The sequence below is a fragment of the Streptomyces sp. NPDC093544 genome (assembly GCF_040683495.1).
Taxonomy (GTDB): domain Bacteria; phylum Actinomycetota; class Actinomycetes; order Streptomycetales; family Streptomycetaceae; genus Streptomyces.
Map to the genome: position 1 here is coordinate 83,015 of NZ_JBFBEA010000034.1, position 8,496 is coordinate 91,510.

An 8,496-nucleotide genomic window follows, 5' to 3' on the forward strand; every position below is an offset into this window, starting at 1 on the left:
GCAGTCCCTAGAAGTCCTCGTCCAGATCGACGGTTCCCGCCACCGCCACCTGGTACGCGGACGCGCGGCGCTCGAAGAAGTTCGTCAGCTCCTGGACGCCCTGGAGCTCCATGAACGAGAACGGGTTCTCCGAGCCGTACACCGGCGCGAAGCCCAGGCGCTGGAGGCGCTGGTCGGCCACGCACTCCAGGTACTGGCGCATCGAGTCGGTGTTCATGCCCGGCAGGCCCTCACCGCACAGGTCGCGCCCGAACTGCAGCTCGGCCTCCACGGCCTCCCGCAGCATGTCGGTCACCTCCTGCTGGAGCTGGTCGTCGAAGAGCTCCGGCTCCTCCTTGCGGACGGTGTCGACGACCTCGAACGCGAAGGACATGTGCATCGTCTCGTCGCGGAAAACCCAGTTGGTGCCGGTCGCCAGGCCGTGCAGCAGACCCCGGCTGCGGAACCAGTAGACGTACGCGAAGGCGCCGTAGAAGAAGAGCCCCTCGATGCACGCGGCGAAGCAGATCAGGTTGAGCAGGAAGCGGCGGCGGTCGGCCTGGGTCTGGAGGCTGTCCAGCTTCTCGACCTCGTTGATCCACTTGAAGCAGAACTCGGCCTTCTCGCGGATGGAGGGGATGTTCTCCACCGCGTCGAAGGCGGCCGCGCGGTCGTCCGGGTCGGGGAGGTAGGTGTCGAGCAGCGTCAAGTAGAACTGGACGTGCACGGCCTCCTCGAAGAGCTGGCGGCTCAAGTACAGCCGCGCCTCGGGGGAGTTGATGTGCTTGTAGAGGGTCAGCACCAGGTTGTTCGCCACGATCGAGTCGCCCGTCGCGAAGAACGCGACCAGGCGGCCGATCATGTGCTGCTCGCCCTCCGAGAGCTTGGCGAGGTCGGCGACGTCCGAGTGGAGGTCGACCTCCTCGACACTCCAGGTGTTCTTGATGGCGTCCCGGTAGCGCTCGTAGAAGTCGGGGTAGCGCATGGGGCGGAGGGTGAGTTCGAAGCCCGGGTCGAGAAGGTTCTTCTGGGGGGTACTCACTGGCAGGCCTCGCAGGAATCGGGGTTTTCGAGAGAGCAGGCGACGGCGTCCTCGTCGGGGGTCGCCTGCACGGGGATGGTCTTTTCGGGCTGCGCCTGCGCCTGTGCCGCGCGGGCGATGCGGGTCGCCGGGCGGGAGCGCAGGTAGTACGTCGTCTTCAGGCCCGACTTCCAGGCGTACGCGTACATCGAGGAGAGCTTGCCGATGGTCGGCGTCTCCAGGAAGAGGTTCAGGGACTGCGCCTGGTCGAGGAACGGGGTGCGGGCGGCGGCCATGTCGATGAGACCGCGCTGCGGGATCTCCCACGCCGTGCGGTACAGGTCGCGGACGTCCTGGGGGACCCAAGTGAAGCCCTGCACCGAGCCGTTGGACTCGCGCAGCGCCTCCCTCGTCTGCGCGTCCCACACGCCGAGCTTCTTCAGCTCGGCCACCAGGTAGGAGTTGACCTGGAGGAACTCGCCGGAGAGCGTCTCGCGCTTGAACAGGTTCGACACCTGCGGCTCGATGCACTCGTAGACGCCCGCGATCGAGGCGATGGTCGCGGTGGGCGCGATCGCGAGGAGGAGCGAGTTGCGCATACCGGTGTTGGCGATACGTTCCCGCAGGGCCGTCCAGCGCTCCGGCCAGGTGAGTTCGGTGTCGTAGTGGTCCGGGTGCAGGACGCCACGGGCCGTACGGGTCTTCTCCCAGGCGGGGAGCGGGCCGTTGCGCTCGGCGAGGTCCGCGGACGTCTCGTACGCGGCGAGCATGACGCGCTCGGCGATACGGGTGGAGAGTGCCTTGGCCTCCGGCGAGTCGAAGGGGACGCGCAGCTTGAAGAAGACGTCCTGGAGGCCCATCGCGCCCAGGCCCACCGGGCGCCACTTGGCGTTGGAGCGGCCCGCCTGTTCGGTCGGGTAGAAGTTGATGTCGACCACGCGGTCCAGGAAGGTGACGGCCGTGCGGACCGTCGCGTCCAGGCGCTCCCAGTCGATGTCCCCGGCCGTCGTGTCGACGAACGCGCCCAGGTTCACCGAGCCCAGGTTGCAGACCGCCGTCTCCCCGTCGTCCGTGACCTCAAGGATCTCGGTGCACAGGTTCGAGGAGTGGACGGTGTGGCCCGGCTCCGCCGTCTGGTTGGCGGTGCGGTTGGCGGCGTCCTTGAAGGTCATCCAGCCGTTGCCGGTCTGCGCGAGGGTACGCATCATGCGGCCGTAGAGGTCGCGGGCCGGGATGGTCTTCTTGGCGAGGCCCGCCTCCTCCGCCTTGCGGTAGGCCGCGTCGAACTCGTCGCCCCACAGGTCGACCAGCTCGGGCACGTCGGACGGGGAGAAGAGGGACCACAGGGCGTTCTCGTTCACGCGGCGCATGAACTCGTCCGGGATCCAGTGCGCGAGGTTCAGGTTGTGCGTACGGCGGGCGTCCTCACCGGTGTTGTCGCGCAGCTCCAGGAACTCCTCGATGTCGGAGTGCCAGGTCTCCAGGTAGACCGCGGCGGCGCCCTTGCGCCGGCCGCCCTGGTTCACCGCGGCGACCGAGGCGTCGAGGGTCTTCAGGAACGGGACGATGCCGTTGGAGTGCCCGTTCGTGCCGCGGATCAGTGAACCGCGGGAGCGGATACGGGAGTACGACAGGCCGATGCCGCCCGCGTGCTTCGAGAGGCGCGCGACCTGGTGGTAGCGGTCGTAGATGGAGTCCAGCTCGTCCAGCGGGGAGTCGAGGAGGTAGCAGGACGACATCTGGGGGTGGCGCGTGCCGGAGTTGAAGAGGGTGGGGGAGGAAGGGAGGTAGTCGAGGCGGCTCATGAGCCGGTAGAGGTCCGCGACTTCGTCGAGGGCGCGGGTCGTGTCGTCCTCGGCGAGGCCGGACGCCACACGGAGCATGAAGTGCTGGGGCGTCTCGATGACCCTGCGGGTGATCGGGTGGCGGAGGAGGTAGCGGCTGTGCAGCGTGCGCAGGCCGAAGTAGCCGAAGCGGTCGTCGGCGCCCTCGGCCGAGGAGGCGGCGATCAGTGTGTCGAGGCGGGCGGTGTGCAGGCGTACGAAGTCCGCCGTGCGGTCCGCGATGAGGCCCTCGCGGTGGCCGACGGTGACCGAGTCGGAGAAGGTCCGCACGCCCTGCGAGGCGGCCTCCGCCGCGATACTGACCGTCAGCAGCCGGGCGGCCAGCCTGGAGTAGATGGGGTCCTCGGAGATCAGGCCCGCCGCGGCCTCGGTGGCCAGCTCGCGCAGCTCCGCCTCGTCAGCCCGTGCGGAGCGGCCGCGCAGCGCGGCGGCGGCGACCCGGCCGGGGTCGGCGTCGGGGAGGTCGGCGGTGAGTGCGGTCAGGGTCCGCAGCAGTGCGGTACCGGGGCCGTCCGTCTCCACCGGGACCTGCTGCGTAAGAGCTGAGGCCGGGTCGACTGGCGCGATGGTCACGTGGGGCTCTCCCTCGCTGGGCACGGGGCCTTGGGGAGGGTGGCGGGGCACACGAGCGCACGCCCTTTTTGGCAGCGATGCGCCGCGTCCACCGGCCCATTCCGCGAGGCCCGGACGTCATGTCGCCCGGGCCGGCTGGCCGGGGCGCACTGTCGACAGGTCCTCGGACTGGACTCATACGCGAACGAACGCGCATAAGTACACCGTTGCGGGACAGTTCCGGATTCGCACCGGATTCCCCTGCGGCGACAGCGAGCATGAGCATACATCTTGTGTCGGGCCGCGGTGGTACCCCCACATGTTGTGTCGTGTCACGCCGCTGAGGTTTGTCGTGGGTCGGGGCCGTACCGGAGCATCCGTCCTCGGTCCGGCGCGGAATCGGTCACTTTTCGAGAGAACGGCGTTGACGCGCCAGCCGCTGCGGGCGGCTGCGGGTCTTCAGCCCGTCCGGCGATTGAGGACGAGGCCGTCCAGGCCGAACGGGGGTCTGGGGGCGGAGCCCCCAGGTACGGGAATGGGTAGGGGCGGAGGGGGCGAAAAACCTTCCCCCCAGCCCCCACCCGGTGACTAGTGAGTCGACCCCGCCGTCGCCGGCGGGAGTTCCACCTGTACGCCCTTGTCGCCGGCGTCTGCCGTGTAGTCCTCGGGGCTCGTCTCGTCGACGCCGTCGGGGGCGTTGAAGGCGCGGAGCGCGAACGTGAGGATCACGGTGACGACGACGTTCATGACGAATGCCGTCAGGCCGATGTAACCGATCTCACCGATGCCGGGGATCTCCTTGGAGCTGCCGCCGAAGTGCTTCTGGGTGGGCGAGGCCACGCCGTACGCGGCGAGGGTGCCGTAGAGCATGCCGACGGCCCAGCCCGCGAGGAGGGCCCAGCGGTGGAACCAGCGCGTGAAGAGACCGCCGACCAGGGCCGGGAAGGTCTGCAGGATCCAGATGCCGCCCAGGAGCTGGAAGTTGATGGCGACCGTCTTGTCCATGGTGAGGACGAAGGCGAGGGCGCCGACCTTCACGAGGAGGGAGACCAGCTTGGAGACCTTCATCTCCTGCGCGGGGGTGGCGTCCGGCTTGATGAAGTCCTTGTAGATGTTGCGGGTGAAGAGGTTCGCCGCCGCGATGGACATGATGGCGGCGGGGACCAGGGCGCCGATGCCGATCGCCGCGAAGGCCACTCCCGCGAACCAGTCCGGGAACATGTTCTCGAAGAGCTGGGGGATCGCCAGTTGGCCGTTCTCCACCTTCACCCCGGCCGCGATCGCCATGAACCCGAGCAGGGCCAGGAGGCCCAGCATGAGGGAGTACAGGGGCAGGATCGTGGTGTTGCGGCGGATCACCTCACGGCTGCGTGAGGAGAGGGTCGCGGTGATCGAGTGCGGGTACATGAACAGGGCCAGCGCGGAGCCGAGCGCGAGGGTGGCGTAAGTCCACTGGCCCGCTTCGGCCGGGACGACCCCGCCCGCGCCTGCCGCTGTGTACTTGTCGTTCGCCGCCTTGAAGATCTCGTCGAACCCGCCCAGCTTGATCGGGATGTAGATGATGGCCACCGCGATCACGATGTAGATCAGGCCGTCCTTCACGAACGCGATCATGGCGGGGGCGCGGAGGCCCGAGGAGTAGGTGTACGCCGCCAGTACGCCGAACGCGATCAGGAGGGGGAGGTCCTTGATGAACCAGTTGGTGTTCTCGCCGCCTCCTACGCCCATGACGTCCAGGACCGCCTGGATGCCGACCAGTTGGAGTGCGATGTACGGCATCGTGGCGAGGATGCCGGTCACGGCTACGGCGAGGGAGAGGCCCTTGGAGCCGAAGCGGCCCCGTACGAAGTCCGAGGTCGTCACATAGCCGTGCTTGTGGGAGACCGACCAGAGGCGGGGGAGGAACGTGAAGATCAGGGGGTAGACGAGGATCGTGTACGGCACGGCGAAGAAGCCGGCCGCGCCCGCCGCGTAGATCGCGGCCGGTACGGCTACGAAGGTGTACGCCGTGTAGAGGTCGCCGCCGAGCAGGAACCAGGTGACCCAGGTGCCGAACGACCGGCCGCCCAGGCCCCATTCGTCGAGGCTCTCGTCGGCCGCCCTGCGCCAGCGTGCGGCCAGGAAGCCCATGACCGTGACGGCCAGGAAGAAGAAGATGAAGACGGCGAGTGCGACGCCGTTCACGCCGTCGTTCATGCTCCGGCACCCCTCTTGCGGGCGCGCTGGTCACGCTGCCACAGCTTGTACGCGGTCATCGTGAGGGCGGTCGAGATGAACACCCACAGCATCTGGTACCAGTAGAAGAACGGGATTCCGATGAAGGTCGGGTCGGTCTTGGCGTACGAACCGACCCACAACATCGCCACGAACGGCGCGAGCAGGCAGATGGCGATCACCACCCGGCCCGGTGTCACCACCGGTGGCTTCACTTCAGGCGCATCTGACATATGGCGGCTCCGTCCCCTCACTGATCACCTGTGTAACGCGCAGGCAATCTAGGCGACGAGGTCAGGTAAGCGGAACCCCTGTCCGTATGTCAGTCTGCAAATGGCGTCCGGATAGCCGTATATGCGTTCTCAACAGCAGCGGAACCCTTGCCGGGGGTCCTTGTCCTGGCGGTCCGTTCGCATCCTTTCGAACTCACGCCGGGAGGGGAGAGGGGAGTCGGGATGGTCCGCACCGACGTGCGCTACATAGCGGTCGTATGCGGATTCATCAGTTAATTCCCTTACGTACCAGCGCACTGAGCTAATCGCTCTGCGCAGCGCCGACCGCATCGAGTTCCTCCGCCTTCTCCTGCTTGGTCGGGATCAGCCCGGCCGGGGCGATGATCTTCGACTTCACGTACGGCGTCTCGGTGAGGGTGGAGAGCGCGGGGCGGCGTACGTGACGGATGCAGACCCGGGCCGCGTCCACGATCACGACGACGACGAGGACGGCCAGGACCGCCGCGAGGACGCCGTCCACCGTGGAGTTGGTGACGACCGTGTGCATGTCGTCCATGTTCTTGGCCGGTGGCAGGACCTTGCCCGCGTCGATGCCGTCCTGGTACACCGAACGCTGCTTGAAGAAGCCCACGCGCGGGTCGCTGGAGAAGACCTTCTGCCAGCTCGCGGTGAGGGTGACGACTGCGTCCCAGAGGAGTGGAATCCCGGTTACCCAGGCCCACTTGAGGCGGCCCGACTTCACCAGCAGGGTTGTGCAGACGGCCAGGGCGACCGCGGCCAGTAGTTGGTTGGAGATGCCGAAGATCGGGAAGAGCTGGTTGATGCCGCCGAGCGGTTCGTGGACGCCGACCCAGAGGAAGTAGCCCCACAGGGCGCACACGATGCCGCTGGTGATGACCAGGCCCGGCTTCCAACTCACGTTCCTGAAGGGCCGGTAGACGTTGCCCAGCATGTCCTGGAGCATGAACCGGCCCACGCGCGTGCCCGCGTCCAGGGCGGTCAGGATGAACAGCGCCTCGAACATGATCGCGAAGTGGTACCAGAAGGCTCTGAGGCTCCCTCCGGTGACCTGGGAGAAGATCTCCGAGACGCCGAGGGCGAGGGTGGGCGCGCCGCCGGTGCGGGAGAGCAGGGTTGCCTCTTCGACCTGTTCGGCCGCCTTCGCCAGGTCCGCCGGCGAGATGGTGTAGCCGAAGTTCGCGACCGCCTGGGACGCCGATTCCACGGTCGTGCCGATGACGCCGGCCGGCGCGTTCATCGCGAAGTACAGGCCCGGGTCGATGATGCTGGCGGCGACCAGCGCCATCACGGCGACCGCCGACTCCATCAGCATGGAGCCGTACCCGATCATCCTGATCTGCGTTTCCTTCTGGATCATCTTCGGCGTCGTACCGCTGGAGATGAGCGAGTGGAAGCCCGAAAGTGCGCCGCAGGCGATGGTGATGAAGACGAACGGGAAGAGCGAGCCCGCGAAGACCGGTCCGTCGCCCCGCGAGGCGAAGTCCGTGACCGGGTCCATCTTGAGTGTCGGCAGCGCGATGACGACGCCCAGGGCTAGCAGCGCGATCGTGCCGATCTTCATGAAGGTGGAGAGGTAGTCGCGGGGTGCCAGGAGCATCCACACGGGCAGGATCGAGGCGATGAACCCGTACGCCACCATCCAGATGACCAGGGTGGCGGGGGCGAGGGTGAAGGTGTCGGCCCAGGAGGATTCGGCGACCCAGCGGCCCGCGATCAGCGCGAGGAGCAGCAACGCGACGCCGATCAGCGACACTTCGGAGACCCGGCCCGGCCGCAGTACCCGCAGATAGAAGCCCATCAGCAGCGCGATCGGGATCGTCATCGCGATGGAGAAGGTGCCCCACGGCGACTGCGCGAGCGCGTTGACGATGACCAGGGCGAGTACACCGAGCAGGATGATCATGATGGCGAAGGTGGCGACCAGAGCGGCGGCCCCGCCGAACGGGCCGATCTCCTCGCGGGCCATCTGCCCCAGCGACCGGCCGTCGCGGCGCGTGGAGAAGAACAGGACGACCATGTCCTGGACCGCCCCCGCGAAGATCACGCCGACGATGATCCAGATGGTGCCGGGCAAGTAGCCCATCTGCGCGGCCAGTACGGGGCCGACGAGCGGGCCCGCGCCCGCGATCGCCGCGAAGTGGTGGCCGAGCAGCACGCGCCGGTCGGTCGGATGGAAGTCGACGCCGTCGTTCAGCCGCTCCGCCGGGGTCGCCCGGGTCCCGTCGAGCTTGAGCACCCTGTAGGCGATGAACTTCGAGTAGAAGCGATAGGCGATGGCGTACGAGCAGAGCGCGGCGGCGACCATCCAGGCGGCCGACACCTCCTCGCCCCGCGCGAGCGCGAGTACGGACCAGCCCGCGGCACCGACCAGCGCGACGAGGGTCCAGATGACGATGGATCGAGTGTTCGCGGTGCGCACCGGGTCGTCCTCCCGTCCATGCGATGACGGGAGGACCGTAGAACAGGAAGAGGAGCAGCGCTACACCTCTTGCATCACCCCAAGTGGTTTATTTCTGGGCGTGCTTGAGCGCTACGAGGACGTGCGTGCCACACCCCGCGTCTGCGGCATGATCGGCCGGACAGGTCCGCTAGGTCCTGTCGTCAAATTCCCGTCTGCCCCGCGGGCGACGAC

The 8,496-nt window shown here is 67.6% G+C and carries 6 protein-coding genes and 1 riboswitch; all 6 genes read right to left on the bottom strand.

All coding sequences use genetic code 11. The features are described 5' to 3' along the window. Positions 1 to 7: 7 nt before the first annotated feature. Entirely contained in the window at positions 8 to 964 is a 957-nt protein-coding gene (locus AB0N66_RS37090; protein WP_365443427.1) for a ribonucleotide-diphosphate reductase subunit beta, read from the bottom strand. A gap of 53 nt (positions 965 to 1,017) precedes the next feature. After that, a complete protein-coding gene (locus tag AB0N66_RS37095; protein ID WP_365443407.1) occupies positions 1,018 to 3,417 on the bottom strand; it encodes a ribonucleoside-diphosphate reductase subunit alpha in 2,400 nt (799 codons plus the stop codon). 158 nt (positions 3,418 to 3,575) lie between these two features. Next, a riboswitch (cobalamin riboswitch) is annotated at positions 3,576 to 3,657 on the bottom strand. Positions 3,658 to 3,984: 327 nt separating this feature from the next. Continuing rightward, complete coding sequence (gene mctP / locus AB0N66_RS37100; RefSeq protein WP_365443409.1) at positions 3,985 to 5,592, bottom strand: monocarboxylate uptake permease MctP; 1,608 nt, start codon at positions 5,590 to 5,592, stop codon at positions 3,985 to 3,987. Next, positions 5,589 to 5,843 (bottom strand): DUF3311 domain-containing protein, encoded by a 255-nt coding sequence (locus AB0N66_RS37105; protein ID WP_365443411.1) that lies wholly within the window; start codon positions 5,841 to 5,843, stop codon positions 5,589 to 5,591. The genes mctP and AB0N66_RS37105 overlap by 4 nt, the downstream gene beginning before the upstream one ends. Positions 5,844 to 5,972: 129 nt before the next feature. Further along, complete coding sequence (locus tag AB0N66_RS37110) at positions 5,973 to 6,173, bottom strand: YbdD/YjiX family protein (protein WP_365443413.1); 201 nt, start codon at positions 6,171 to 6,173, stop codon at positions 5,973 to 5,975. After that, positions 6,145 to 8,283: a carbon starvation CstA family protein gene (locus AB0N66_RS37115; protein ID WP_365443415.1), complete on the bottom strand. Its 2,139-nt coding sequence runs from the start codon at positions 8,281 to 8,283 to the stop codon at positions 6,145 to 6,147. The genes AB0N66_RS37110 and AB0N66_RS37115 overlap by 29 nt, the downstream gene beginning before the upstream one ends. Between the last annotated feature and the right edge of the window lie 213 nt (positions 8,284 to 8,496).

Bases quoted from the DNA above. Each gene is read 5' to 3' on its own strand.
- AB0N66_RS37090 (WP_365443427.1), bottom strand. From the start codon at position 964: ATGCGCTACCCCGACTTCTACGAGCGCTACCGGGACGCCATCAAGAAC.
- mctP (WP_365443409.1), bottom strand. From the start codon at position 5,592: ATGAACGACGGCGTGAACGGCGTCGCACTCGCCGTCTTCATCTTCTTC.
- AB0N66_RS37105 (WP_365443411.1), bottom strand. From the start codon at position 5,843: ATGTCAGATGCGCCTGAAGTGAAGCCACCGGTGGTGACACCGGGCCGG.
- AB0N66_RS37110 (WP_365443413.1), bottom strand. From the start codon at position 6,173: ATGCGGTCGGCGCTGCGCAGAGCGATTAGCTCAGTGCGCTGGTACGTA.